At 71.4% G+C, this 24207-nt stretch carries 24 protein-coding genes and 2 pseudogenes; 14 read left to right on the plus strand and 12 right to left on the minus strand.

All coding sequences use genetic code 11. The annotated features are described in order from the left end of the window. Window positions 1–69: 69 nt before the first annotated feature. Complete coding sequence (locus OJ254_RS24760) at window positions 70–756, minus strand: ScbR family autoregulator-binding transcription factor (RefSeq protein WP_265364132.1); 687 nt, start codon at window positions 754–756, stop codon at window positions 70–72. A 174-nt stretch (window positions 757–930) separates the two neighbouring features. Here OJ254_RS24760 and OJ254_RS24765 point away from each other — a divergent pair, with 174 nt between their 5' ends. Continuing rightward, a complete protein-coding gene (locus OJ254_RS24765; RefSeq protein ID WP_265364133.1) occupies window positions 931–1914 on the plus strand; it encodes a ScbA/BarX family gamma-butyrolactone biosynthesis protein in 984 nt (327 codons plus the stop codon). Between the two features lie 118 nt (window positions 1915–2032). After that, window positions 2033–2797, plus strand: coding sequence for an SDR family oxidoreductase (locus OJ254_RS24770; protein WP_265364134.1), 765 nt, complete (start codon window positions 2033–2035; stop codon window positions 2795–2797). Between the two features lie 20 nt (window positions 2798–2817). On the opposite strand, the gene OJ254_RS24775 is transcribed toward OJ254_RS24770, so the two are convergent. Beyond that, a complete protein-coding gene (locus OJ254_RS24775) occupies window positions 2818–3339 on the minus strand; it encodes a methylated-DNA--[protein]-cysteine S-methyltransferase (protein ID WP_265365292.1) in 522 nt (173 codons plus the stop codon). Window positions 3340–3469: 130 nt separating this feature from the next. Further along, window positions 3470–3697 carry a hypothetical protein gene (locus tag OJ254_RS24780; protein ID WP_030417114.1) on the minus strand — a complete coding sequence of 76 codons (228 nt, stop codon included), beginning with the start codon at window positions 3695–3697 and terminating at the stop codon, window positions 3470–3472. Between the two features lie 133 nt (window positions 3698–3830). Between OJ254_RS24780 and OJ254_RS24785 the strand changes: the two genes are divergently transcribed. Next, complete coding sequence (locus tag OJ254_RS24785) at window positions 3831–5036, plus strand: cytochrome P450 family protein (RefSeq protein ID WP_265364135.1); 1206 nt, start codon at window positions 3831–3833, stop codon at window positions 5034–5036. A 109-nt stretch (window positions 5037–5145) separates the two neighbouring features. Here the strand turns inward: OJ254_RS24785 and OJ254_RS24790 are convergent, their stop codons facing one another. The 5 genes from OJ254_RS24790 to OJ254_RS24810 form a co-directional block, all read right to left on the minus strand. Further along, the gene (locus OJ254_RS24790; protein WP_265364136.1) at window positions 5146–6042 is read right to left on the minus strand and encodes a 2-hydroxy-3-oxopropionate reductase; all 897 of its coding nucleotides are present in this window, start codon (window positions 6040–6042) and stop codon (window positions 5146–5148) included. Window positions 6043–6096: 54 nt separating this feature from the next. Then, the gene (locus tag OJ254_RS24795) at window positions 6097–6936 is read right to left on the minus strand and encodes a TIM barrel protein (RefSeq protein ID WP_265364137.1); all 840 of its coding nucleotides are present in this window, start codon (window positions 6934–6936) and stop codon (window positions 6097–6099) included. Between the two features lie 113 nt (window positions 6937–7049). After that, window positions 7050–8831 (minus strand): glyoxylate carboligase, encoded by a 1782-nt coding sequence (gcl, locus tag OJ254_RS24800; protein WP_265364138.1) that lies wholly within the window; start codon window positions 8829–8831, stop codon window positions 7050–7052. A 299-nt stretch (window positions 8832–9130) separates the two neighbouring features. Continuing rightward, window positions 9131–9658, minus strand: a complete 528-nt coding sequence (locus OJ254_RS24805; RefSeq protein WP_423836038.1) for a hypothetical protein — start codon at window positions 9656–9658, stop codon at window positions 9131–9133. Window positions 9659–9888: 230 nt separating this feature from the next. Beyond that, complete coding sequence (locus tag OJ254_RS24810) at window positions 9889–11115, minus strand: acyl-CoA dehydrogenase family protein (protein ID WP_265364140.1); 1227 nt, start codon at window positions 11113–11115, stop codon at window positions 9889–9891. Between the two features lie 159 nt (window positions 11116–11274). On the opposite strand from OJ254_RS24810, the gene OJ254_RS24815 reads away from it, so the two are divergent. Continuing rightward, complete coding sequence (locus OJ254_RS24815; protein ID WP_261954205.1) at window positions 11275–11922, plus strand: TetR/AcrR family transcriptional regulator; 648 nt, start codon at window positions 11275–11277, stop codon at window positions 11920–11922. Window positions 11923–11966: 44 nt separating this feature from the next. On the opposite strand, the gene def is transcribed toward OJ254_RS24815, so the two are convergent. Continuing rightward, a complete protein-coding gene (gene def / locus OJ254_RS24820) occupies window positions 11967–12527 on the minus strand; it encodes a peptide deformylase (protein ID WP_265364141.1) in 561 nt (186 codons plus the stop codon). Between the two features lie 182 nt (window positions 12528–12709). Here def and OJ254_RS24825 point away from each other — a divergent pair, with 182 nt between their 5' ends. The 5 genes from OJ254_RS24825 to OJ254_RS24845 all read left to right on the plus strand — a co-directional run bounded on the left by OJ254_RS24825 (window position 12710) and on the right by OJ254_RS24845 (window position 17264). Next, window positions 12710–13948 carry a Mur ligase family protein gene (locus tag OJ254_RS24825; protein WP_261954207.1) on the plus strand — a complete coding sequence of 413 codons (1239 nt, stop codon included), beginning with the start codon at window positions 12710–12712 and terminating at the stop codon, window positions 13946–13948. A gap of 38 nt (window positions 13949–13986) precedes the next feature. Next, complete coding sequence (locus OJ254_RS24830) at window positions 13987–14715, plus strand: type 1 glutamine amidotransferase (RefSeq protein ID WP_265364142.1); 729 nt, start codon at window positions 13987–13989, stop codon at window positions 14713–14715. A 151-nt stretch (window positions 14716–14866) separates the two neighbouring features. Continuing rightward, window positions 14867–15892, plus strand: coding sequence for a 6-phosphofructokinase (locus OJ254_RS24835; protein WP_030414634.1), 1026 nt, complete (start codon window positions 14867–14869; stop codon window positions 15890–15892). A gap of 138 nt (window positions 15893–16030) precedes the next feature. Next, window positions 16031–16990 (plus strand): cytochrome c oxidase assembly protein, encoded by a 960-nt coding sequence (locus tag OJ254_RS24840; protein ID WP_265364143.1) that lies wholly within the window; start codon window positions 16031–16033, stop codon window positions 16988–16990. 115 nt (window positions 16991–17105) lie between these two features. After that, window positions 17106–17264 carry a hypothetical protein gene (locus OJ254_RS24845; protein WP_030414632.1) on the plus strand — a complete coding sequence of 53 codons (159 nt, stop codon included), beginning with the start codon at window positions 17106–17108 and terminating at the stop codon, window positions 17262–17264. A 6-nt stretch (window positions 17265–17270) separates the two neighbouring features. Here the strand turns inward: OJ254_RS24845 and OJ254_RS24850 are convergent, their stop codons facing one another. Together OJ254_RS24850 and OJ254_RS24855 are read right to left on the minus strand one after the other, a co-directional pair. Next, the gene (locus OJ254_RS24850) at window positions 17271–17702 is read right to left on the minus strand and encodes an SSI family serine proteinase inhibitor (RefSeq protein ID WP_265364144.1); all 432 of its coding nucleotides are present in this window, start codon (window positions 17700–17702) and stop codon (window positions 17271–17273) included. A 252-nt stretch (window positions 17703–17954) separates the two neighbouring features. Then, entirely contained in the window at window positions 17955–18644 is a 690-nt protein-coding gene (locus OJ254_RS24855) for a hypothetical protein (protein ID WP_265364145.1), read from the minus strand. Between the two features lie 154 nt (window positions 18645–18798). Between OJ254_RS24855 and OJ254_RS24860 the strand changes: the two genes are divergently transcribed. The 5 genes and pseudogenes from OJ254_RS24860 to OJ254_RS24880 all read left to right on the plus strand — a co-directional run. Continuing rightward, window positions 18799–19554 carry a type 1 glutamine amidotransferase domain-containing protein gene (locus OJ254_RS24860; protein ID WP_265364146.1) on the plus strand — a complete coding sequence of 252 codons (756 nt, stop codon included), beginning with the start codon at window positions 18799–18801 and terminating at the stop codon, window positions 19552–19554. Window positions 19555–19690: 136 nt separating this feature from the next. Further along, entirely contained in the window at window positions 19691–20431 is a 741-nt protein-coding gene (locus OJ254_RS24865) for a lysophospholipid acyltransferase family protein (protein WP_265364147.1), read from the plus strand. Window positions 20432–20441: 10 nt separating this feature from the next. After that, window positions 20442–20660 (plus strand): annotated as a pseudogene (locus OJ254_RS24870) (NAD-dependent epimerase/dehydratase family protein); the annotation flags it as partial. Between the two features lie 272 nt (window positions 20661–20932). Continuing rightward, window positions 20933–21760 carry a TIGR02452 family protein gene (locus OJ254_RS24875; RefSeq protein WP_265364148.1) on the plus strand — a complete coding sequence of 276 codons (828 nt, stop codon included), beginning with the start codon at window positions 20933–20935 and terminating at the stop codon, window positions 21758–21760. 13 nt (window positions 21761–21773) lie between these two features. Beyond that, a pseudogene (locus OJ254_RS24880) lies at window positions 21774–22064 on the plus strand (YbaK/EbsC family protein); the annotation flags it as partial. Window positions 22065–22137: 73 nt separating this feature from the next. Here OJ254_RS24880 and OJ254_RS24885 read toward each other — a convergent pair. Then, window positions 22138–23778 carry an alpha/beta hydrolase gene (locus OJ254_RS24885; RefSeq protein WP_265364149.1) on the minus strand — a complete coding sequence of 547 codons (1641 nt, stop codon included), beginning with the start codon at window positions 23776–23778 and terminating at the stop codon, window positions 22138–22140. Window positions 23779–24207: the final 429 nt, after the last annotated feature.

Here is a 24207-nt window from a genome sequence, read left to right on the forward strand (position 1 = left end):
CACCGCGTGCGCGGTATGTTTCTCCGCCCGAATTCTGCGCTTTACGCGAATCGTCCCGCAGTGCGGTCCTCAGCTCGCGACGACATCCAGTCCGGTGCCGGTCCCCGCCGCGGACTGCGCCTTCTGCTGCAGTTCGGCATTGAGTTTCTCCCCGCGCTCGGCGTCGAGATGGAGCTTGGCGAGGATGGCGGGCACGGCAATGCTGGGCAGCGTGTGCTGGAAGAAGACGGTCAGCCGGTGGGAGAGGTCGGCCCGGTTGGAAAACGCCTGCGACATCATCTGCAACCCGGCGAAGGCACCGGTGAAGAGCTCGGCGACATCCCGCACATCGACGCTCTCCAGCACCTCGCCGCGCCCCTTCGCCTCATTGAACAACGCCTCGACGAACTGGCTCCAGGCGAGCATCGACTGCCTACGGTCCAGGTGATTGGAGCCCTGCTCGACGGCCAGCCGCGCGGCCCCGCGCTGAATCGGGTCGGTACGCAGCCGGAAGGCCAGCACGTGACCGGAGTCGACGAATTCCTGCAGTTTGATCGGCTGCGGCGCGACGGCGATGTCGACCACCTGCTCCTGGAGGATGGCGAGCGCGAGCTGCTCCTTGGAAGCGAAGTGGAAATACAGGGCGCCCTTCGTCACGCCGGCGCGTTCGAGGACTTCGGCGATCGTCGCGCGGTCATAGCCCTGCTCGTCGAACACCGCGGCGGCCGACTCCAAGATCACTCGCCGGGTCCTGATCGCACGATCCTGTTGCGCCACAGGACGCCTCCTGTCTCTCGAAATCTTCCATTTCCGCCGGTGTGGCCACCACGTCAAGTCGCCCCGCCACCAGCGTATTTCCCCCTTCCCTCAGCCCGGCATTGAAAATAAAACCGGATGGTACGTATCTTAACAGCGATGGACCTCATCCCGTAGAGACGCCTGGGGGCAGTCATGAGCGACACGATGCACGTCAGCGGCACCGCTCAGCCCACGACCCCGCAGCAACTGCACCACCCCCGCAACCCCGGCGACGCCCTTCCGCCGCCCTCCCGCACCCTCGTCCCCCGGGAATGGGTCCATCGCCCCCTCCTCGACGACGTGCTGGTCACCTCCTGGCAGCGCGTGGACGACGCGCACTTCTCGCTGACCGCCGAGTGGCCCCACGACCACGGGTACTTCACCACTCCCCACGGCCGTCATCATCCCATTCTCACCGGCGAGACCATCCGCCAGGCGGGGCTGCTGATCTGCCACACCGAACTCGGCGTTCCGGTCGGACACCACTTCATCCTCGGCGACCTCGTCTACACCATGGACCCCGAACACCTCGCCGTGGGCGACCGACCCACGTCCCTCACCATCGACGTCACCTGCAGCAAGCTGCGGATGCGGGCCGGAACCCTGGTGAGCGGCCGGTTCGACATGACCATCCGTAAGGCGGGCCGGATCGTCGCGACGGGCCACTCCAATGTGACCGTCACCTCGCCCGGTGTCTACCACCGGATCCGCGGCGACCGCCTCACCGCCCGGCGCTGCCTCGGCCCGCTGCTGCCCCCCGTCGCACCGCACCTCACCGGCAGCGCCACCGAGCACGACGTCCTGCTCTCCCCCACCGACCGGCCCGACCGCTGGGTGCTGCGCGTCGCCCCCGGTCACGCCGCCGTCGTCAACCCGGCGAACGACCACATCCCCGGAATGGTGCTGCTCGACGCCGCGCAACAGGCCGCCCGAGCCCGCACCGCGCCCGGCGGCTTCGTCCCCTACGCCGTCGGCACCGAATTCCGCCGCTATGCCGAACACGGCGTCGCCTGTGTGATCGAGGCCCGGCGCGTCCCCTCGGCACTGCCCGGCAGCACCACCGTCCAGGTCACCGGAACGCAGCAGGACGAGCCGGTCTTCGTGACCACCCTGACGGCGCTGGACGCCCGCGACTGAGCGACACGCTCACCCGCCACGCGCTTCGCGCGGCGAAGCCGGCACCGCAGCAATCCCCCGCATGCCACAGTCATAGGCGGCCGCATGCCCGCCTCACGTACACGGAAGGCCAACACTCATGGGTGACCTCAACGGGAAGACCGCGCTGGTGACCGGCGCCAGCCGGGGCATCGGCCGGGGCATCGCCCAGCGCCTGGCCCAGGACGGCGCGCTGGTCGCCGTCCACTACGGCAGCAACGACATCGCGGCCAAGGAGACCGTCGAGCAGATCAGAGAGGCCGGCGGCCGGGCCTTCATAATCGGCGCGGAACTGGGAGTACCGGGCGACGCCGAGGCTCTCTTCTCCGCCTTCGACGACGAGCTGGCGGCGTACGGCGCACCGGCGGGCCTCGACATCCTCGTCAACAACGCCGCGATCAGCCTGCCGGGGCACATCGACGAGGTGACCCCCGAGCAATTCGACCGCATCCTCGCGGTCAACACCAAGGCGCCGTTCTTCGTCACCCAGCACGGGCTGCGCCGGATGCGCGACGGCGGACGCATCATCAACATCTCGTCGGCGGTGACCACTACGGCGTTCCCGTCCACCATCGCCTACGGCGTCTCCAAGGGCGCGGTGGAGACCCTCACCCTCACCCTCGCCAAGGACCTCGGCGAGCGCGGGATCACGGTGAACACCATCGCCCCCGGCTTCATCGAGACGGACATGAACGCCGCGATGCGGGCGACGCCCGAGGCACATGCCGCGCTGGCGGCGATCTCGGTGTTCAACCGCCTCGGCCGCCCCGCGGACATCGCCGACGTCACCGCGTTCCTCGCCTCCGACGACTCCCGCTGGATCACCGGCCAGCGCATCGACGTCACCGGCGGGTCCATGCTCTGAGCGCGCGGCCCGCGCCCGGGTCAGAGCGGGCGCGGCGCGGCGCCCTCCAGGCCGAGCAGCTGCCGCTTGCGTTCCGGCCCGGCCGCGTAGCCCGAGAGCGAGCCGTTCGCGGCGATCACGCGGTGGCAGGGCCGCACGATCAGCAGCGGGTTGCGGCCGATCGCGGTGCCCACCGCGCGGACCGCCGCCGGCGCCGCCCCGATCGTCTCGGCGACCTGCCCGTAGGTGCTCGTGGTGCCGTACGGAACGGCCTCCAGGGCCTGCCAGACACGCCGCTGGAAGGCGGTGCCTCGGGTGGCCGCGGTGTCGGCGTACTCGATGTCGAAGCGGGTCAGCGTGCCGTCGAAGTAGGCCCGCAGCTGCCGCGCGATCCCGTCGAACGCGGCGGGGTCGCGGACCCAGCCGTCCTGCACGACCGCACCGCCCTTCTGCCCGGGCAGGGACAGCGAGACGAGCGCGGTACCGCCCGGTGCGGTGGCCGACTCCTCCCCGACCAGCAGGAGTTCGCCCAGCGGGCTGTCGAGGGTGGTGTAGAGCGTCATGAGCGTCACGGAATCCACTGTGCCGCAGGTCGGAGCGGTCCACCGGCGGAAATCGGACATCGAGCTGCGGACGCCGTGCGGCGCGGAACGTGCCGCCGTGCCGGGCGGCCGGGCCGCGGCGGCCGGTGGCTCAGGCGGACGGCATCGGCCAGTCGTCCAGCGAGCCGCCCCGCCATTCGACCAGCCTCGGGTCGTCGAGCCGGATGTCCTCGGCCGGGCCGGCGACCCCCGCGCGGCGGAGGAATTCGGCGACGTCGCCGCGGCCGTGGGCCAGGCCGACGATCTGCCCACGCACGGTCACCCGTCGTCCACCGGACGGCGTCGGCGGGTGCACGATGACTGGCGGGTGCTCGGTCATGCCTCCAGCGTGCGACGGGCGGCGCACTCCCGCACGTCGGCCGCCTCCAGGGGCGGCAATCGTTGCCCGCGCAAGGACTCCGTGCAAAGAATCAAGGGCTCCCTGCAAGGTCCCTGGAAGGAATGGTGTTGCCGTGCAGCGAAACGCCTCGGGAACGGATCCGGATCCCCTGGCCTCGCCGGAGTACTTCCGGGACCCGTACCCGCTGCTCGCCGCCGTGCGGTCGCGCGGTCCCGTGCAGCGGATCAGGACCGCGAACGGCCGGACGACATGGCTGGTGACCGGGTGGGCGGAGGCGCGGGCGGCGCTGGCCGACGCCCGGCTGTCGAAGGACACCGCCCGGTACTTCGCCGGCCGGCCGAGCAACCGCAACCTGGCCCCCGCGGTCAGCCGCACCCTGCTCGCGACCGATCCGCCGGACCACGGCCGGCTGCGGAAACTGGCCATGGCGGCCTTCACCCCGGCGGCCGTCGCACGCCTGGAACCGCGCATCCGGGCGCTGGCCGGGGAACTGGCCGACGCCCTGGCGGAGCAGGGCGGGGCGGATCTGGTCGAGGGCTTCGCGGTCCCGCTGCCGATCGCCGTGATCAGCGAGCTGCTGGGGGTCCCCGAGCCGGACCGCGCGGCGGTGCGGCGCTGGTCCGACGAGCTGTTCGCCGCGGCCGCCCCGGACACCGTGGACCGTGCGTCGCACGCCCTGAGCGGTTATCTGACCCGGCTGATCGCGGACCGGCGGGCGGCCCTGGGGGACGACGTGTTGAGCGGCCTGATCGCCGCCCGGGACGACGGCGATCGGCTCTCCGAGCCCGAACTGGTCTCGCTGGCCGTGCTGTTGGTGGTCGCCGGGCACGAGACGACGGCCAACCTGATCGGCAACGGCATGGTGACCCTGCTCCGCGACGACGCCCTGCGCGCCCGGCTGCGGGCCGACCCCGGACTGCTGCCCGCCGCGGTCGAGGAATTCCTGCGCCATGACGGCCCGCTGACCGTCGCGACCTTCCGCTACGCCACCGAACCGCTGGTCCTCGGCGGCGCCACGATCGCCGCGGGCGATGTCGTCCAGGTGGCGCCCGGCGCCGCCAACCGCGATCCGGCACGGTTCGACGCACCGGACTCCGTACGACTCGGCCGCGCGGGCGGGCACCTCTCCTTCGGGCACGGCCCGCACCACTGCCTCGGCGCGGCACTGGCCCGTGTCGAGGCCCGGATCGCGTTCGAGGTGCTGCTGACGCGCTGGACCGACATCCGTCCCGCGGGCGAGGGCCCGGACGCGGTGGAATGGCGGCGGACCCGCCTGATGCGCGGACCGGCGCGCCTGCCGGTGACGTTCGTCCGCTGAGTCCACAAGCACGGATGAGTCCGGAAGCACGAAACCGGCGCCGCGACCGCAGTGCGGCGGTCGCGGCGCCGGCCGTTCGGGACCGTCGCGGGACGTGCCCGCGGACGGCTCAGCCGTCGGTGGGGTGTCCGGAGAGGCGTTCGACGCCGCGGAGGAGGGCGGAGTGGTCCAGGCCGCCGTCGCCCTGGGCGCGCAGGGAGGCGACGAGTTGGGCGACGACGGAGCCGACGGGCAGGGCGGCGCCGACGGTGCGGGCGGCGTCGGTGACGATGCCCATGTCCTTGTGGTGCAGGTCGATGCGGAAGCCGGGGGCGAAGTCGCGGGTTTTGAAGTTGTCCTTCTTGCGGGTCAGGACGGTGGAGCCGGCAAGGCCCCCGTTGAGGACGTCCAGGGCGGCGCTGAGGTCGACGCCGGACTTCTCCAGGAAGACCACGGCTTCGGCGCAGGCCTGGATGTTGACGGCGACGATGAGCTGGTTGGCGGCCTTGACGGTCTGGCCGGAGCCGTGCGGTCCGCACAGCACGATGGTCTTGCCCAGGGCTTCGAGGAGGGGGCGGGCGGCGTCGAAGTCGGCCTGCTCACCGCCGACCATGATCGACAGGACGGCCTCGATGGCGCCGGCCTCGCCGCCGGAGACGGGGGCGTCCAGGACCCGGATGCCCTTCTCGCCGGCCGCGCGGGCCAGGTCGATGGAGGTCTGCGGGGTGATCGAGGACATGTCGATCAGCAGTGCGCCGCGCTTGGCGTTCTCCAGGATGCCGTCGGGGCCGTAGGCGATGGCCTCGACCTGCGGGGAGGCCGGGACCATGGTGATGACCACGTCCGCGTCGCTGACGGCTTCGGCGATCGAGCCGGCCGCGGTGCCGCCGGCCTGGGCCAGCCGCTGGAGCTTGTCGGCCTCCAGGGTGTAGCCGGCCACGGTGTAGCCGGCCTTGATCAGGTTCTCGGCCATGGGCGAACCCATGATGCCCAGACCGATCCACGCGATCTTGGGAAGATTGCTCATCGGAATAACCTCTTTCACACTCAAAAATCGGGGGACAGCGAGCGGCGGACCCGGTTACGGGGCGGCGCGCAGCGGGGCCGGCAGCCAGGCGAACGACGACGCACTCGGGGTGTCGCCCGGCTTGTACTCCAGGCCGATCCAGCCGTCGTAGCCGGCCTTCTTCAGGCGGTCGAGCAGGGCGTCGAAGTCCAGCTCGCCGGTGCCGGGGGCGCCGCGGCCGGGGTTGTCCGCGATCTGGACGTGTGCCGTCTTGGCGGTGTGGCGGTCGATGACCTCGTCGAGGTCCTCGCCGTTCATCGACAGGTGGTACAGGTCCATCAGGAAGCGGGCGTTGTCCAACCCGGTGGCCGCGTTGACCGCGTCGACGACCTCGATCGCCTTCGGGGCGGAGACGATCGGGCACTTCGGCGACTCGGGGGCGTTGAGGGCCTCGATCAGCAGCGTGCCGTCGACCCCGGCCACCGCACGGGCCGCGAAGGCGAGGTTCTCCAGCGCCAGCCGGTCCTGCTCCTCGGGCGAGACGCCCTCGACGCGGTTGCCGTACAGGGCGTTGAACGTGGTGCACCCCAGCGACTGGGCGAACTCGATCGCGACGGGCACGTTCGCCCGGAACTTCTCCGACTCCTCGCCCGGGACGGACAGGGCGCCGCGGTCGGGGCCGGGCAGCTGTCCGGCGTAGAAGTTCAGGCCCACCAGGCGGGTGCCGGCGTCATTGAGGGCGTCGCGCAGCGCGTCCAGCTCTGCCTGCTCGGGGACCGGGGCGTCCACCCAGGGCCACCACAGCTCCACCGCCGTGAAGCCCGCCGCCCGCGCGGCCGCCGGCCGCTCCAGCAGCGGAAGCTCGGTGAACAGGATCGACAGATTGACGTTGAAGCGCGTGTCCGTGAAAGCCATGAAGCCCGACACCCCTTCCGAATAGCGGATTTTTATTTCTGTTCTACGGGATAGTGGCGACGCCGGGCGCGCGGGTCAAGCGCGCCCGGCACACCGCGGGATCCGGTCCGGCGTCAGGACTTGAGCGGCTTGATCGCGGTCGGGGCGTGCCCCGGCTCGGTCGCCAGCTCTTCCCACTCGTTGACGCTGGCGATGTCGCTGCCGCTCATCGAGATGTTGGTGATCCGCTCCAGGACGGCCTCGACGACGACCGGGACGCGGTACTCGGCGGCCAGCTTCTTGGCCTCCTCGAAGGCGGCGCCCAGCTCGTTCGGGTCGGTGACCCGGATGGCCTTGCAGCCCAGACCCTCGGCGACCTTGACGTGGTCCACGCCGTAGACACCGATCTCCGGCGAGTTGATGTTCTCGAACTCCAGGTTGACCTGGAAGTTGATGTCCAGGTTGCGCTGCGCCTGACGGATCAGGCCCAGGTACGCGTTGTTCACCAGGACGTGGACGTAGGGGATCTTGTGCTGGGCGCCGACCGCCAGCTCCTCGATCATGAACTGGAAGTCGTAGTCACCGGAGAGGGCGACCACCGGCGTCTCGGGGTCGGCGGTGGCGACGCCCAGCGCGGCCGGAATGGTCCAGCCGAGCGGGCCGGCCTGGCCGCAGTTGATCCAGTGGCGCGGCTTGTAGACGTGCAGCATCTGGGCGCCGGCGATCTGGGACAGGCCGATGGTGGTGACGTAGCGGGTCTCCGGGCCGAAGGCCTTGTTCATCTCCTCGTAGACGCGCTGCGGCTTCATCGGGATGTTGTCGAAGTGCGTACGGCGCTGCAGCTCGGCCTTGCGCTCCTGGGTGGAGGCGGCCCACTCGCCGCGGTCGGGCAGCTTTCCGGCGGCCTTGAGCTCCTTGGCCACCTCGACGAACAGCTCCAGCGCGGCCTTGGCGTCCGAGGCGATGCCGTAGTCCGGGGCGAAGATCTTGCCGATCTGGGTGGGCTCGATGTCGACGTGGACGAACTTGCGGCCCTGGGTGTAGACGTCCAGCTTGCCGGTGTGGCGGTTGGCCCAGCGGTTGCCGATACCCAGGACGAAGTCCGACTCCAGGAAGTTGGCGTTGCCGTAGCGGTGCGAGGTCTGCAGACCGACCATGCCGGCGTTCAGCTCGTGGTCGTCGGCGAGGATGCCCCAGCCCATCAGGGTCGGGATGACCGGGGTGCCGGTCAGCTCGGCGAACTCGACCAGCAGGTCGGCGGCGTCGGCGTTGATGATGCCGCCGCCGGCGACGATCAGCGGCCGCTCCGACTCGTTGAGCAGCGCGATGGCCTTCTCGATCTGCGCGCGGGTCGCGGCCGGCTTGAAGGCGGGCAGCGGCTCGTAGGTCTCCGGGTCGAAGTCGATCTCGGTGAGCTGGACGTCGATCGGCAGGTCGATCAGGACCGGGCCGGGGCGGCCGGAGCGCATCAGGTGGAAGGCCTGCTGGAAGACGCCGGGGACCTGGGCGGCCTCCATGACGGTGGTCGCGGCCTTGGTGACCGGCTTGGCGATCGAGGCGATGTCGACGGCCTGGAAGTCCTCCTTCTGGATCACCGCGGTCGGCGCCTGGCCGGTGATGCAGAGGATCGGGATGGAGTCACCGATCGCGGAGTAGAGGCCGGTGATCATGTCCGTGCCGGCCGGGCCGGAGGTGCCGATGCAGACGCCGATGTTGCCCGGGTGGGTCCGGGTGTAGCCCTCGGCCATGTGCGAAGCGCCCTCGACGTGACGGGCCAGCGTGTGGTCGATCCCGCCGGCGCCCTTGAGCGCGGCGTAGAAGGGGTTGATCGCGGCGCCCGGCACTCCGAAGGCGTTGGTCACGCCCTCACGCTTGAGGATCTCCACCGCGGCGCGGGCGGCTGTCATTCGAGGCATCGCGTACTCCTGCGTCGACCTGTCACGAGCGGACCCCGGCGAGAGCCGGGACACCTGATTCCGTATCGCGGAATCAATGTTTTGCTTTATGGAAGGAAAGTAGAACGCGATGAACCGGCCGTCAAGGGGGAACCCCGCCGGCCCGGCCGGACGACCTGCAGCAAGGGGCGCCTTTCGCGCGACACGGAGGGGCGGGCGCCGGAACGACGACGCCCCGCCGCGATTACTCGCGGCGGGGCGTCGGGGGGTCCGAAGCGGAACCGGTCCGGTTCCCTGCCGGGAACCGGACCGGAACCGGACTAGAAGTTGCCGTTGGAGAGGATCTCCCCCTTGGCGTCGTAGATGGTGACCAGGCCGTTCTTGGAGTCCTTCCAGTCGGCGAAGGCGCTGGCGATGAGCTTTCCCTCGCTCTGGTGCGGCCCCATGATGCCGCCGGTGAAGTCCGTGTAGACATCGGCCGAGTCGAGGATGTCGTTCTGCTCGTCGGCACCCTGGACCTTGGTGACGTGCGCGATGGCCGCCTTTTCGTTGGCGGTCCCGTTCTTGTTCACGAACGCCTTGAACCGGTCGGCCTGCGACGCGGGCGCCTTCGGCTTCACCTCCGGAGCCGCACTGCGCCTCGCCCGGTCCGAACTCCCCTTCGCGGGAGCGGACTTGGCGTCATCCTTCGCCTGCTGCTCCCGCTTCGGGGCCGCGGCGACCTTGTCCGGCTTGTCGGTTCCGGATGAGGCGCCACCCCCACCGAGGGCCGCACCGATCACGCCGAGGATGACGAAGACGCCCACCGCACCTCCGCACCCGAGACCGACCTTCGCCCCGGTGCTCATCTTCTTCGGCGGCGGAGCGTACATGCCGGGCGGCGGTGGCGGCTGATGTCCGGGCTGGTCCGGGAACTGCTGATACGTCACGATCCCCCCAAGGTTGTTCCGGGAGGGCGAGAGTAGCGGCTTGTTGAATCCAGAAATAGATTAAGTGAAGAACTTGTGACATTCCCGTGAAGACGGCGCGGCCCGCCCGTGACCGGGTCCGGCCGCGCCGCGCCTGCGGGAGACGGCCGCTACCGGATCGGCATCCCCGACAGCGTCCGGGCGATGACCAGGCGCTGGATCTCGCTCGTCCCTTCGAAAATGGTGTAGATCGCGGCGTCGCGGTGCATGCGCTCGACCGGGTATTCGCGGGTGAAGCCGTTGCCGCCGAGGATCTGGATGGCCTGGGCCGTGACCTTCTTGGCGGTCTCGCTCGCGAACAGCTTGGACATGGAGCCCTCGGCGGAGGTGAAGGGCTTGCCCGTGGTGGCCATCCAGGAGGCGCGCCAGACGAGGAGGCGGGCCGCGTCGATCTGGGTGCGCATGTCGGCGAGTTGGAAGGCGACGCCCTGGTTGTCGATGATCGGGCGGCCGAACTGCTCGCGGGTCGTGGCGTACTCCAGCGCCTCCTCGTAGGCGGCGCGGGCGGTGCCGACGGCCATGGCGCCGACGGCCGGGCGGGACGCCTCGAACGTCGCCATGGCGGCGTTCTTCACCCTCTCCCCACCCGCCTTGGCCTTCTCGCGGGCCCGGGCGAGGCGCTCGTCGAGCTTGTCCTTGCCACCGAGCAGGCAGTGGCCGGGCACGCGGACGTCCTCCAGGACGACCTCGGCGGTGTGCGAGGCGCGGATGCCGTGCTTCTTGAACTTCTGCCCCTGGGAGAGGCCGGGGGTGTTCGGCGGGACGATGAAGGAGGCGTGCCCCTTGGAGCCCAGCTCGGGGTCGACGACCGCGACGACGACGTGGACGTTGGCGATCCCGCCGTTGGTCGCCCAGGTCTTGGTGCCGTTGAGGACCCACTCGTCCTTGGCCTCGTCGTAGACGGCACGGGTGCGCATCGAGGCGACGTCCGAGCCGGCGTCGGGCTCGGAGGAGCAGAAGGCGGCCACCTTGACGTCGTTCGCGTCGCCGTACATCTGCGGGACCCAGGTGCCGATCTGCTCCTCGGTGCCGTTGGCGAGGACGCCGACGGCGGCCAGTCCGGTGCCGACGATGGACAGCGCGATACCCGCGTCGCCCCAGAAGAGTTCCTCCATGGTCATCGGGACGCCGAGGCCGGTGGGGTCGAAGAACTGCTGGGCGTAGAAGTCCAGCGAATACAGGCCGATCTTCGCCGCCTCCTGGATGACGGGCCAGGGGGTCTCCTCGCGCTCGTCCCATTCGGCGGCGGCGGGGCGCACGACGTCCGCGGCGAAGCCGTGAATCCAGTCACGGACTTCCTTCTGCTCGTCGTTGAGCTCCATGGTGAACTCGGCCATGTCCCCTCCAGTGCAGGCATTTCTCGTGTTACTAGCGGTAACGCGAAGTGTGTTACTCGTCAGTAAGCGATGTCAACTCCCCCTGTGCCGGATTACCGGCGAAGATCGGGTGTTACGTTGCGCGAGCGCCACGGAGTCACGAGGGTGGGGAGCACGACCATGGAGAGCACAGACAACAGCGGCCGCCGGCACTCGGCGACCGAGCGCAGACGGCGGGAGCTGCTGGAGGCCGCCGAGCGCATCGTGCTGCGCGACGGCCCGGACGCCTCGATGAACGCCATCGCCGCGGAGGCGGGCATCACCAAGCCGATCCTCTACCGGCACTTCGGCGACAAGGGCGGGCTGTACCGCGCGCTGGCCGTCCGCCACACCGACGCCCTGCTGCTCAACCTGCGCACCGCGCTGGACGCGTCGGTCCTGCGCCGCGACCGGGTCGAGGCCACCCTCGACGCCTATCTGCTCGCGATCGAGGCCCGTCCGCAGGTGTACCGCTTCCTGATGCACCCGGCGGAGGAGAACACCCCGTCGGAGTCCGGATTCGACGTGGGACGGCACGCCGCTCCGCTGCTGCGCCGGCTCGGCGAGGAGCTGGCCACCGTGATCATCGAACGGCTCGACCTCGGCCCCGGCGGCGAGGAGCGGGCCCGGGTCTGGGGCCACGGCATCGTCGGCATGATGCACGGCGCCGGCGACTGGTGGCTGCGTGAACGCCCCTGCTCGCGCGAGCAGTTGGTGCAGCACCTGACCGATCTGCTGTGGGGCCAGCTGGCCGCCCTCAAGGACCGCGAGGACAGCCCCGGGTTCTGAGGACGGGCGACGGCGGAGGGGGTGCGGAGGGGGAAGCCGGCCGCTCAGCGGCCGGACGTCTCCGGTTCCGCGGCCCACGGCGCCCGGGCCGCGGCGCGCAGCACCCGGCGCCGGCGCAGCCCGGTGAGGTGGTCGACGTACAGAAGCCCGTCGAGGTGGTCGCACTCGTGCTGCAGACAGCGGGCGAAGAAACCGGTGCCGGTCACCGTCCGCGGCTCGCCGGAGGCACTGAATCCGGTCACCACGGCCCGGTCGTAACGCGGGGTGCCGGCCTCGATGCCGGGGAGCGAGAGACACCCCTCGGGCCCGCGGACGACCGGTCCGTCGGTCTCGACGAGCCGGGGGTTGACCAGATGGCCCAAATGGCGGCGGTCCTCGTCGTCGGGGCAGTCGTAGACGAAGACCCGCAGCGGGACACCGATCTGGTGGGCGGCGAGCCCGACGCCGTGTGCGGCGTACATCGTCGCGTACATGTCCTCGATGAGCGCGGCCAGCTCGCCGTCGAACGCGGTGACCTCCCGACCGGGCCCGCTCAGGGCCGGATCGCCGAGCAGACGCAGCGGGCGGGGCCGGCCGGAACTGCCGGGGATGGTGCGGAGGCGCATGGGACAAGCGTACGGTCCTGGGCACCGCGGGATGTCGCCGGACGGGTGGCGGGGTTCGGGCCCGCCGCCGGATCTCGATAGGCTGATCCCCGACCGAAGCCTCCGGCCGGTCGTCGGTTGCGGAGGGGGCGTTCCACCGGCAGCCGCACGCCGGGCGCCGGATGCAAGGAGGATCTAGGACGATGGCAGGCAACACGGAGCCGCTGTCGCCGCGGGCCAAGCTGGCCGTGACGGCGGGCAAGGCCGCGGCGGCGGTGTCGCGCGCGGCGGGCCGCGGCAGCGGATCGGTGATCGGTGGCCGGGTGGCGCTGAAGCTCGACCCCGACCTGCTGGCACGGCTGGCCGGGCACCTGGACGTCGTCCTGGTGTCGGCGACCAACGGCAAGACCACGACGACGCGGCTGATCGCGGAGGCGCTGCGGGCCAGCGGCCCGGTGGTCTCCAACGCGCTCGGCGCCAACATGCCGGCCGGCATCACCTCCGCCCTGGCCGGCGGCTCGGACGCCAAGTACGGCGTCATCGAGGTCGACGAGAAGTACCTCGCCGGGGTGGCCCGGGACGTCACGCCCAAGGCCATAGCGCTGCTGAACCTCTCGCGCGACCAGCTCGACCGGGCCGCCGAGACCCGGATGCTGGCCGAGAAGTGGCGCGAGGGACTGGCCGGCTCCAAGGCCCTGATCGTCGCCAACGCCGACGACCCGCTGATCGTGTGGGCGGCCTCGTCGTCCGCGAACGTGGTGTGGGTCGCCGCCGGCCAGGAGTGGAAGGACGACGCCTGGTCCTGCCCCTCCTGCGGTGGTGTGATGCAGCGGCCGGGCGACGACTGGTTCTGCGCCGAGTGCGGTTTCCGCCGCCCCACGCCCAGCTGGGCGCTCTCCGGCGACCACGTCCTCGACCCGCACGGCAGCGCCTGGCCGATCAAGCTCCAGCTTCCGGGGCGGGCCAACAAGGCCAACGCGACCACCTCCGCGGCGGTCGCCGCCGCCTTCGGGGTGCCGCCGCAGGTGGCCCTGGAGCGGATGTTCTCGGTGCAGGCGGTCGCCGGCCGCTATGACGTGGTCACGTTCCAGCAGCGTGAGCTGCGGCTGCTGCTGGCGAAGAACCCGGCCGGCTGGCTGGAGACCTTCTCGCTGATCGACCCGCCGCCGACCCCGGTGATCATGTCGGTGAACGCCCGCGGCGCGGACGGCACGGACACCTCCTGGCTGTGGGACGTCGACTACACCCGGCTGGCCGGGCACCCGATCTTCGTGCTCGGTGACCGCAAGCTGGACCTGGCGGTGCGGCTGGAGGTCGCCGGCCTCGACTTCCAGGTGTGCGAGAGCCTGGACGAGGCGGTCCAGCAGGCGCCGCCCGGCCGCATCGAGGTCATCGCCAACTACACGGCCTTCCAGGACCTGCGCCGGCGTGTGGGGAACTGACCATGATCCACCCACCTTCACGACAAGGACGAGCAAGCATGAGTGACAACAGCCTGCGCCTGGTGTGGATCTACCCGGACCTGCTGAGCACCTACGGTGACCAGGGCAACGCCCTGGTGGTGGAGCGGCGGGCGCGCCAGCGCGGTCTGGACGTCCAGCGCCTGGACGTACGGTCCGACCAGCAGATCCCCACCTCCGGCGACATCTACCTGATCGGCGGCGGTGAGGACCGGCCGCAGCGGCTGGCCTCCGAGCGGCTGATCCGCGACGGCGGTCTGAGCCGCGCGGTCTCCAACGGCGCGATCGTCTTCTCGGTGTGCGCCGGCTACCAGATCCTGGGCCACGAGTTCATCAACGACCTCGGTGAGCGGCAGGAGGGCCTGGGGCTGCTGGACGTGGTGTCCACCCGCGGCGAGGGCGAGCGGTGCGTCGGTGACGTACTCGCCGACATCGACCCGCAGTTGGGGCTGCCGCCGCTGACCGGCTTCGAGAACCACCAGGGCGTGACCCATCTCGGCGCGACCGCCCGGCCGTTCGCCAAGGTCCGGTTCGGCAAGGGCAACGGCGTCGGTGACGGCTACGAGGGCGCGTACAACGACACCGTCTTCGGTACCTACATGCACGGCCCGGTGATGGCCCGTAACCCGCACATCGCCGACCTGCTGATCAAGCTGGCACTGGACGTCAACGCGCTGCCCCCGGTGGAGGACCGCTGGTACGAGGCGCTCCGCCAGGAGCGGATCGCCGCGGCGACCCAGCCCGCCTGAGCGATACCTCCCTTTCACGGCTTTTCGTACGCCCGCAGTCCGCACTGCGGGCGTACGTGTGCCCGGCGGCCCCGCGCTTGTAGGGTGAGCGGCATACAACCGGACGACGGGGTCCGGGCCCCCCGGTTACGTTGCAGAGGGTTTTCGAGCAATGCGTATTGGTGTCCTCACCTCCGGCGGCGACTGCCCCGGTCTGAACGCCGTCATCCGCTCCGTCGTCCACCGCGCCACCGCCGATCACGGCGATGAGGTGATCGGCTTCCGCGACGGCTGGAAGGGCCTGCTGGAAGCCGATTACCGCAAGCTCGACCTCGATGCCGTCGGCGGCATCCTGGCCCGCGGCGGCACCATCCTCGGGTCGTCCCGGGTGCAGCCGGCCCATCTGCGCGACGGCGTGGAGCGGGCCCGCGGCCACGTCGCCGAGCTGGGCCTGGACGCGATCATCCCGATCGGCGGCGAGGGCACGCTGAAGGCGGCGCGGCTGCTGTCGGACGCCGGGCTGCCGATCGTCGGCGTACCGAAGACCATCGACAACGACATCGCGGTCACCGACGTGACGTTCGGGTTCGACACCGCGGTGGGCGTCGCCACGGAGGCGCTGGACCGGCTCAAGACGACCGCCGAGTCCCACCAGCGGGTCATGATCGTCGAGGTGATGGGGCGGCACACCGGCTGGATCGCGCTGCACTCGGGCATGGCGGCCGGTGCGCACGCGATCGTGGTGCCGGAGCGTCCCTTCGACATCGACGAGCTCACCGCGCGGGTGTCGGCCCGCTTCGAGGCCGGCAAGAAGTTCGCCATCGTGGTGGTCGCCGAGGGCGCCAAGCCGCGCGAGGGCACCATGTCGTTCGACATCGGCGGCAAGGACATCTACGGCCACGAGCGGTTCGCGGGCGTGGCCCGGCAGCTCTCCGTCGAGCTGGAGAACCGCCTCGGCAAGGAGGCCCGGCCGGTCATCCTCGGCCACGTCCAGCGCGGCGGCACCCCGACCGCGTACGACCGGGTGCTCGCCACCCGCTTCGGCTGGCACGCCGTCGAGGCCGCGCACCGCGGGGAGTTCGGCATGATGACCGCGCTGCGCGGCACGGACATCACCCTGGTCCCGCTGGCCGAGGCCGTGGAGACGCTCAAGACGGTGCCGGCCGCGCGCTACGACGAGGCCGAGTGCGTGCTGTGATCCCGGCCACCGCGCCCGGCAGCCCCGTCCGCCCCGCACGGTAGTTCCCCGCTGTACGACCCGCCCCCGGCCACGATCACGGCCGGGGGCGGTTCTACGCTTGTCGCCGGAGCATTGGTACGAATCAGGAGCGAGCGGATGGATCACAGCGGGCACGGCATGGACGGCATGCAGATGGATCTACCGCCGTTCACGCTGGGGCGGGGCCTCGCGTTCGGTGGTGATCCGGTCTTCCTCATCGGCTGCCTGCTGGCCCTCGGGCTGTACGGCTGGGCGGTCGTCCGGCTGCGGCGCCGGGGCGATGCCTGGCCGCTCGGCCGGGTCGTCGCCTGGGTCCTGGGCGTGGTCACCGTGGCGCTGGCGATGTGCACCCGGCTGAACGACTACGGCATGGCGATGTTCAGCGTGCACATGGTCCAGCACATGATCGTGAGCATGCTCTCGCCGATCCTGCTGCTGCTCGGCGCGCCGGTGACGCTGGCGCTGCGGGCGCTGCCCACCGCCGGGCGCGGCCGCAAGGGCCCGCGGGAGTTGCTGGTGGCGCTGCTGCACAGCCGCTACATGCGGGTCATCACGCACCCCGCCTTCACCATCCCGCTGTTCATCGCGAGCCTCTACGCGCTGTACTTCTCGCCGCTGTTCGACTTCCTGATGGAGTCCCGGGCCGGGCACATCGGGATGATGGTGCACTTCCTCGCGGTCGGTCTGGTCTTCTTCTGGCCGATCATGGGCGTCGACCCGGGACCGCACCGGCCCGGCTACGTGATGCGGATGCTGGAGCTCTTCGCGGGCATGCCGTTCCACGCCTTCTTCGGCATCGCGCTGATGATGGCCTCGGAGCCGATGGTCGACACCTTCCTGCACCCGCCGGTCTCGCTCGGCATCGAGGCGCTCGCCGACCAGCAGGCCGCCGGCGGCATCGCCTGGGCGTTCAGCGAGATCCCGTCCGTCGTGGTGCTGATCGCGCTGGTCTTCCAGTGGTACAAGTCCGAGGAGCGGCAGTCGCAGCGCGCCGACCGGGCCGCGGACCGCAACGGGGACAAGGACCTCGCCGACTACAACGCGTACCTCGCCTCCCTCAACGCGCGGGGGCGGTAGGGCGGCAAGCGGGTGGGTCGACCATCTGGCGGTACGGGCCGCGGCCGGGGACGATGGTCCCATGGCCGCGGCCCGCTGCGTTGCCGGCTCCGGGCCGCCGTGAGGAGGATGCGGGATGCCCGGATCTGTGAGGACGATGGCCGTGTGCACGGTGACCGGTCTGGTGGCCGCCACCGCCTACACGGTGGCGCTGGGCGCCAACGGCTGGCTCTGGTTCTGCTGGGTGATCCTGGCCGTGGTGACGGTCGGGGTGGTGGCGGCCCGGCCGAACTGAGGGCCCTCAGAAGCGGAAGACCGGCCCGGTGGCGGAGTCCAGCGTGCACGCGTTGGGGAATTCCTTGCGCCAGTTCACCGGTACGCCGCGCCAGTTGCCGGTCGCGCTGACGGTGACCGGGTTGTACTGCCGGTTGCAGACGTGCGGCTCGCCGGGCAGCGCGTCGAAATCGCCGCGGGCCCAGGTCAGCGCGTCGCAGGCGGCGGCCGCGTGGGGATGCCTGCCGTAGACGTCGGGGCAGGCCAGCCGGACCCCGCGGATCCAGGTGTCGTGGTCGCCGGAGACGGTCAGCAGCAGACCCTGGCCGGCGGGCGGCGGCGGTTCGGTGGCGCCGGCCGGGGCGGCACAGAACGCACCGGCCAGCGCGGCGGAAACGGTGGCGACCACGGCGGCGGGCACGGCGGCACGCGCGGTGCGGCGTCGGTGGTGCACGGACATCGGTGCCTCCTGGGGAACGCTGGGGGGCTTCAGGCCACCCCGCCGGACCCCGGCACTCAAGCGGCCACGCCGCGGGGTCGCCCGTACGGGCCCGTGCCTGAACCGTTCCGGGCCCATGGGGCCGCCCCGGGCCCGTCCACGACAGGGTGGCCGGTGACGGAGGAGGCGGCTTCCGTCACCGGCCACCGGACCGGAGGGGGTTTCGCGAGCGGGCGCTCGTCCCGGGGCTCACGCCCCGGTGTCAGGCCCGTGCTAGCCCACGCGCTCGATGCGGGCGTGCCGGATGAGGAACTTGCCCTCCTCCCGTACCTGCTCGAACGCGGAATTGTTGAGCAGCACGCAGCTGCCCGACGTCGAGGTCACGGACACGGTCGTCGACTTGTTGTTGTCCAGGTTGGTCACCTTGAGTTTCGTGCCGGTGGGGAACTGGCCGCTGGAGGCGGCCGGTGCGCCGCCCTCGCCGGAGAGGGTGACCGTCGAGCCGGGGCAGACCACGTCGCCGTCGGCCGCGGGCGGGGCACCGGACGCGGACGGGTCGGCCGAGCCCGGCGGGGCGGCCGAGGAGCTCGGGTCAGCCGAGGAACCCGGTGGTGCCTCGGATGCGGGCGGTGCACTGCTCTGGGGCGGCGCACCGCCCTGGGGTGGCGCGCCCGCCTGGTCACCGCCCGCTCCCCCACTACAGCCGGCGGCCTGCTGCTTGACCTGGATCTCCTTGATCACCGCCTGCCGGTTGGCGATCCGCGCCGCCGACTGCGCGTCCGGGTGGGCCTGTTGGTCGGCGATGAACTTCTGGTTGTTGCTCAGGGCGGTGGCCAGTCCGTCGCAGGCCACCGACGCCTGGCTGGTGCCCGTCGTGACGATGGCGATACCACCCACCAGCGCCGCGGCGCTCACCGCGACCACGATCTTCTGTCGCCGGGTGACTCTTCTCTTGCGGGACATCTAGGGCTCCTGTCCTCGGCCCGGAAGCGGGTCCCGGGCTCGCTTGCCGGTCAGTACGGGCACCCAACTACGGGGCGCTCAGGGCCCGTTGAAAGTTGTCCGGGGATGCCAAACCCGCTGCCGGGCGCGCGGCGGGGCCTGCGATGATGTCCGCGTGCGCGTACTGATGCCGCTCCCCGACCGCGACTTCGATGTCACCGAGGTGGCCGTGCCCTGGCGGCTGCTCACCGACGCCGGGCACGAGGTCGTCCTCGCCACCGAGCGGGCCGGCACCCGCCCCGCCTGCGATCCGCGGCTGCTGACCGGCGTCCTCTTCGGGCGGCTCGGCGCCGCGCCGGAGGCCCGGCGGTACTACGAAGAGCTCACCCGCAGCGCGGAGTTCGCGGCGACCGCGGGCTGGTCGGAGCTGGACCCGGAGGAGTACGACGGGCTGCTGCTGCCCGGGGGCCATGCGCCCGGTATGCGGCAGTATCTGGGCTCGGCGGCGCTGCGACGGCAGGTCGGCGGGTTCTGGGCGCTCGGCCGTCCGGTCGGTGCGATCTGCCACGGCGTCCTGGTCCTGGCGCGGACGACCGACCCGGCCACCGGCCGCAGCCTGCTCGCGGACCGCCGGACGACCTGTCTGCCCAGGTACATGGAACGCTCGGCCTATCTGGCCACCGCCTGGCGGCTCGGCCGCTACTACCGGACGTACCCGGCGTACGTGGAGGACGAGGTCCGGGCCGCGCTGGACGCCCCGGCGGGGCAGTTCGCGCGCGGACCGCGGACGCTCTCCGCCCGGGGCACCGCGACCGACGACTCCCCCGCGTTCGTGGTCGAGGACGGCACCTACCTCTCCGCCCGCTGGCCGGGCGACGCGTACCTCTTCGCCCGCCGCTTCCTGGCCCTCCTGGAGGCCGCACCCCGCTGACGGTCCGCGGCCTGTCGTCGCGTCCCGGTGCGGCCCGTGGCCGGCCCCGGCGGCATCGATCCCCCTTCAGGGTGGTTACCACCGGCGGTAGTTGCTCGTACACTCACTGCCGCCTCGGCCGCGGAGGGAGCCGCCCGTGCTCTACCAGGTGCTCAAGTACGTCCTGCTGGGACCGCTGTTGCGACTGGTGTTCCGACCACGGGTCGAGGGCCTCGGGCACCTCCCCGAGGAGGGCGCCGCGATCATCGCCGGCAACCACCTCTCGTTCGCCGACCACTTCGTGATGCCCGCGATCGTGCCGCGCCGGGTGACGTTCCTCGCCAAGTCCGAGTACTTCACCGGACCGGGCCTGAAAGGGCGGCTGACCGCGGCGTTCTTCCGTGGGGTCGGGCAGATCCCGGTGGACCGGTCCGGCGGCCGCGCCTCCCGGGCGGCGATCGCGTCGGGCCTGGCCGTGCTGCGCAAGGGCCGGCTGCTGGGGATCTATCCGGAGGGCACCCGGTCGCACGACGGCCGGCTCTACAAGGGGCGCACCGGGGTCGCCGCGATGGCCCTGCGGGCCGGGGTGCCGGTGATCCCCTGTGCCGTGATCGGCACGTTCGAGGCACAACCGACCGGCCGGCGGCTGCCGCGGGCCATGCCGATCACCATCCGCTTCGGCGAGCCGCTGGACTTCTCCCGGTACGCCGGACTGGCCGACGAGCGCATCGCGCTGCGCGCCGTCACCGACCAGATCATGTACGCGATCCTCCAACTCTCCGGGCAGGAGTACGTCGACCTGTACGCCACCGACGCCAAGTCCCGGGCACAGGAAGCGGCGCACCCGCGTGTGCGCCGTCGGCGAACGGCGCCGCGCACCCCGCCCGAAGCGCCTTAGCGTCCCGGCCATGACGACAGGCAGCGCAGTGGTGGTCGGGGCGAGCGGGCAGATCGGGCGGGCGGCGGTGCGGGCGCTGGCCCGGGACGGCTGGGAGGTGCGGGCCGGGTCCCGGCGCGGTGGACGCGACGGCTCCTGGCCCGCGGAGGTCCGCAGCGTGGCGGTGGACCGGGAGGACGATGCGGCGCTGGCCGGTCTGGTCGGCGACGGCTGTGACGTCCTGCTGGACTACCGCCCGGTGACCGGCTACGAGGACTCGCTGCCCGGCACCGTGGCCTGGCTGACCGACGTGATCGCGCAGCAGGACTGGCGAGCGGCCTTCCCGACCATGGCCAAGTACTACCCGGACGAGAACCTCTTCGGGTACGAGGCGGAGGACGCCTGGCTGGCGGGGAGGAACGGCGGACGTACCTGAGGCCGGCCACCCGTTATTCGATCGCGCGCCCCGTCCCGCCGCCCTACCGTGATCATCATGATGACGTGGAGTGAAGGGTGCCGTCGATGAGCGCCCGTTTGCGGGGGATGGCGCAGGAGACCGAACGGATCGTCGCGCAGGGGTGGTACCGGGCGCCGAGCGGGCGGCCGGTGGAGATCGCGGAGCAGGTGGCGCGGGCCCGGGCGGGGACCCGGTTGTACGGGCCGGAGCCGGTCGTGGTGCCGGAGCCGGCGGACGGCGGCCGGGCGACCGTGTTCGAGGTGACGGCGGAAGGCAGCCTGACGGCGGGGCGCCGACTGGCCGGGAGCGGCGGCGGGCCGGTCGCGGTGCTGAACTTCGCCTCGGCGCGCAATCCCGGCGGTGGGTACCTCAACGGTGCGCAGGCGCAGGAGGAGGCGCTGTGCCGGGGGTCGGCGCTGTACGCCTGCGTGCGCGAGGCGCCGGGGTTCTACGCGGCGCACCGGGGCGAGCCGACGCCGTTCTACAGTGACCGGGTGATCCTCTCACCGGGCGTACCGGTGTTCCGGGACGACCGCGGATCGCTGCTCGAAGTGCCGTACGAGGCGGGGTTCTTGACCGCGGCGGCGCCGAACGCGGGGGTGATCGCGCGGCAGCGGCCGGCCGAGGCGGGGCGGGTGCCGGCGGCGCTGGCCGTACGGGCGGAGCGGGTGCTGGAGGTCGCCGCGGCCGGCGGGTACCGTCAGCTGGTCCTCGGCGCCTGGGGGTGCGGGGTGTTCCGCAACGAACCCGCCGATGTGGCGCGGGCGTTCGCCGCGCAGCTGCTGGGTGCCGGCCGGTTCGCGGACCGGTTCGGCCGGGTGGTGTTCGCGGTCCTGGACCGCCGTGCGGACTCCCCCACCAGGGCCGCCTTCGCCGCGGCGTTCGCGGTGTGAGCACGACGAAGGGGCGGTGGTGCCCGGTGACCGGCGGGTGGACCTCGCTGCGGTGAAGGCGCTGCTGGGCGGGTCGTACGCCGGGTTCGCGACGCCGGAGGTCGCGGAGCGGCTGGCGCGCAGCGTCAGTGGCACGATCCTGCCGTTCTCCTTCGACGAGGAGCTGACGCTGGTGGTGGATCCGGCGCTGCTGGAGCAGCCGGAGATCTATTTCAACGCGGCGCGGCTGGACCGTTCGCTGGCGCTGGCGACCGAGGACTACGTGGCGATCGCGGAGCCGCGGGTGGAGCCGATCGCGGGCTGAACCGCGTCCGGACAGCGGCGAGGGCGGCCGGGAGGATTCCCGGCCGCCCTCTTCTCTCGGAAATTCCGGTGGGTTACCGGGCTGCCGGGAGGTCGGCCTTGCCCGCGGCCACCGCGGCGGCCTTCGCCGGCGCGGCGGTCGGCTTGGGCGTGGCGTGCGGGGCGCAGGTCACGTCCTGGGCGTCGGTCTTGCCCTCCAGGAAGTACGCGTCGACCCGGTCGTTGATGCAGGGGTTGACCAGGCCGGTGACGCCGTGCGAACCGGCGTCCCGCTCGGTGATCAGGCGGGAGCCCGCGAACCGCTTGTGCAGCTCGACGGCGCCGTCGTAGGGCGTCGCCGCGTCACGGGTGCTCTGCACGATGAGCACGCTGGGCAGGCCCTTGCCGGTGCGGACCTCGACCGGACGCTGCTGCTTGACCGGCCAGGTGGCGCAGGGCAGGTTCATCCAGGCGTTGGACCAGGTCATGAACGGGGCCTGCTGGTGGATGCGGGTGTTGTCGCGGTCCCACTTCCGCCAGCTGGTGGGCCACTTGGTGTCGGTGCACTCTACGGCCGCGTAGACGGCGTTGCTGTTCTCCGCGGCGATGTTGCCCGCGGTGTCCTTGAGGTCGGGACCGGCGTTCTCGATCAGGGGCTTGGGGTCGCCGGCGCGGTAGGCACTCCAGACCTGCGCGACGGTGGCCCACATCGAGTCGTAGTAGGGCGCGTTCTGGAAGAAGCCGGTGAGCTCGGCCGGGCCGACCACGCCGCCGACCGGGTCCTTCTTGGCGGTGGCGCGCAGCTGCTCCCACGCCGCCTGGACCTTCTCGGGGGTGTCGCCGATGTGGTAGGTGGCGTCGTTCTTGGCGACCCACTTCTTCCAGTCGCCCCAGCGGGTCTCGAAGGCGATGTCCTGGTCGAGGTTGGCCTGGTACCAGACCTTCTCCCGGGACGGGTTGACGACGCTGTCGACGAGCATCCGGCGCACGTGGCCCGGGAAGAGCGTCGCGTAGACGGCGCCGAGGTAGGTGCCGTACGAGACGCCCAGGTAGTTGAGCTTCTTCTCGTGCAGCGCGGCGCGGATCACGTCGATGTCGCGGGCGGTGTTCGCGGTGGTCATGTACGGCAGCAGGGCGCCGCTGCGCTCCTTGCAGCCGTCCGCGTACTCCTCGGCGAGCTTGCGCTGGGCACGCTTGTCCGCCTCGCTGTCCGGCACCGGGTCGGCCTTCGGGGCCTTGACGAACTCCTGCGGGTCGATGCAGGAGATCGGGGCGGAGTGGCCGACGCCGCGGGGGTCGAAGCCGACGAAGTCGTACGCCTTGGCGGTCTTGGCCCACAGCGGGTTCTTGGTGGTGATGCGGGTCGGGAAGCGCATGCCCGAACCGCCCGGTCCACCGGGGTTGTAGAGGAGGGAGCCCTGGCGCTCCTCCTTGCCGCCGGTGCTGACCGCACGGTCGACGGCGATCTTGATGGTGCGGCCGTTGGGCCGGGCGTAGTCGACCGGGACGGTGACGAAACCGCACTGGACGGGCGACTTGAAGCCCCAGTCGGCGGGGCAGTCCTGCCAGTGGACGCCCTCCTTGGCCGCACGCGCGGCGGCGATGTGGACTCCGCGGGCCTCGGCCGAGCCCTTCTTGTGGTGTTCGCCCGCGCTGGCGGGTGTGGCTATCGCGGTGGCGAGGAGCGCCCCGGTCACCAGGGTGCCGGCGGCGCCGAGCACTGCTGATTTCTTCACGTGGTGTGTTCCCCCTGCATGGTGCGCCACTTGTGGCGGCGTTGATCACAGGCCTACGGAGGGATCCTGTCGCCTGGGTGCCCCTCCTGAACAGGTTTGACCGGCAATTCTTTACCAAGCTGTAGGTTTCCGGCCGTAAGCGGGACAGGGGCCGCCGGTGGCGACTCTGGCCGGACGCCGTAGCGGAACCCTGTCTTTCCGGCCAATGGGCGGAAGCGCTGCGCGGGCGGGGTTGCCGCCGCTGCTCCGGTCCACTCCGCTGAGGCAACTCGTGCTGGTGGGAGGCTATTTGACGAGGTGCCAGGAACACGTTTCACGGGGGCTGTTGCGGGCCCCGGATGGCCGTTCCGCTGGCTTCCGCAACACCATCGAGGGGCGAGAACGAGTCAATTGCCTTGAACCTGCCCACGAGGCATGTGCCACGCGCAC

It is taken from the genome of Streptomyces endophytica (assembly GCF_026153355.1).
Lineage (GTDB): Bacteria > Actinomycetota > Actinomycetes > Streptomycetales > Streptomycetaceae > Streptomyces > Streptomyces endophytica.

Excerpts from the sequence above, each read along its gene's own strand:
- OJ254_RS24765 (WP_265364133.1), top strand. The coding sequence starts at position 931 with ATGAGCGACACGATGCACGTCAGCGGCACCGCTCAGCCCACGACCCCG.
- OJ254_RS24770 (WP_265364134.1), top strand. The coding sequence starts at position 2,033 with ATGGGTGACCTCAACGGGAAGACCGCGCTGGTGACCGGCGCCAGCCGG.
- OJ254_RS24775 (WP_265365292.1), bottom strand. The coding sequence starts at position 3,339 with ATGACGCTCTACACCACCCTCGACAGCCCGCTGGGCGAACTCCTGCTG.
- OJ254_RS24780 (WP_030417114.1), bottom strand. The coding sequence starts at position 3,697 with ATGACCGAGCACCCGCCAGTCATCGTGCACCCGCCGACGCCGTCCGGT.
- OJ254_RS24790 (WP_265364136.1), bottom strand. The coding sequence starts at position 6,042 with ATGAGCAATCTTCCCAAGATCGCGTGGATCGGTCTGGGCATCATGGGT.
- OJ254_RS24795 (WP_265364137.1), bottom strand. The coding sequence starts at position 6,936 with ATGGCTTTCACGGACACGCGCTTCAACGTCAATCTGTCGATCCTGTTC.
- gcl (WP_265364138.1), bottom strand. The coding sequence starts at position 8,831 with ATGCCTCGAATGACAGCCGCCCGCGCCGCGGTGGAGATCCTCAAGCGT.
- OJ254_RS24805 (WP_423836038.1), bottom strand. The coding sequence starts at position 9,658 with ATGAGCACCGGGGCGAAGGTCGGTCTCGGGTGCGGAGGTGCGGTGGGC.
- OJ254_RS24810 (WP_265364140.1), bottom strand. The coding sequence starts at position 11,115 with ATGGCCGAGTTCACCATGGAGCTCAACGACGAGCAGAAGGAAGTCCGT.
- OJ254_RS24815 (WP_261954205.1), top strand. The coding sequence starts at position 11,275 with ATGGAGAGCACAGACAACAGCGGCCGCCGGCACTCGGCGACCGAGCGC.
- def (WP_265364141.1), bottom strand. The coding sequence starts at position 12,527 with ATGCGCCTCCGCACCATCCCCGGCAGTTCCGGCCGGCCCCGCCCGCTG.
- OJ254_RS24825 (WP_261954207.1), top strand. The coding sequence starts at position 12,710 with ATGGCAGGCAACACGGAGCCGCTGTCGCCGCGGGCCAAGCTGGCCGTG.
- OJ254_RS24830 (WP_265364142.1), top strand. The coding sequence starts at position 13,987 with ATGAGTGACAACAGCCTGCGCCTGGTGTGGATCTACCCGGACCTGCTG.
- OJ254_RS24835 (WP_030414634.1), top strand. The coding sequence starts at position 14,867 with ATGCGTATTGGTGTCCTCACCTCCGGCGGCGACTGCCCCGGTCTGAAC.
- OJ254_RS24840 (WP_265364143.1), top strand. The coding sequence starts at position 16,031 with ATGGATCACAGCGGGCACGGCATGGACGGCATGCAGATGGATCTACCG.
- OJ254_RS24845 (WP_030414632.1), top strand. The coding sequence starts at position 17,106 with ATGCCCGGATCTGTGAGGACGATGGCCGTGTGCACGGTGACCGGTCTG.
- OJ254_RS24850 (WP_265364144.1), bottom strand. The coding sequence starts at position 17,702 with ATGTCCGTGCACCACCGACGCCGCACCGCGCGTGCCGCCGTGCCCGCC.
- OJ254_RS24855 (WP_265364145.1), bottom strand. The coding sequence starts at position 18,644 with ATGTCCCGCAAGAGAAGAGTCACCCGGCGACAGAAGATCGTGGTCGCG.
- OJ254_RS24875 (WP_265364148.1), top strand. The coding sequence starts at position 20,933 with ATGAGCGCCCGTTTGCGGGGGATGGCGCAGGAGACCGAACGGATCGTC.